The organism is Klebsiella sp. 141251 (genome assembly GCF_050600725.1).
In the GTDB taxonomy this organism is placed as follows: Bacteria; Pseudomonadota; Gammaproteobacteria; order Enterobacterales; family Enterobacteriaceae; genus Klebsiella; species Klebsiella aerogenes.
In genome coordinates this window covers 1-206 of the sequence record NZ_JAQIRG010000051.1, presented here as the reverse complement: position 1 = coordinate 206, position 206 = coordinate 1, and the positions used below count along the sequence as shown (strand labels likewise).

General features: G+C 63.6%; 1 pseudogene. It reads right to left on the bottom strand.

From position 1 onward, the window contains the following. Nucleotides 1-206 (bottom strand): annotated as a pseudogene (locus PGR09_RS24615) (sodium-extruding oxaloacetate decarboxylase subunit alpha); the annotation flags it as partial.

The following is a 206-nucleotide window of genomic DNA, read 5'->3' as shown; positions in this document are numbered from 1 at the left end:
AGCGCCATCTCCGCCATGCCGGTGGTGGCGTGGCAGTGCAGGTGCAGGGTGACGGCAAAGCGTTTTTTGATTTCGCTGACCAGCTCAAAGGCGGCGTTCGGGGTGAGAATGCCGGACATGTCCTTGATGGCGATGGAGTCGACGCCGGTCTCCAGCAGCTGTTCGGTGAGGTCGAGCCAGGTCTGCAGGGTGTGCGCCGGGCTGGT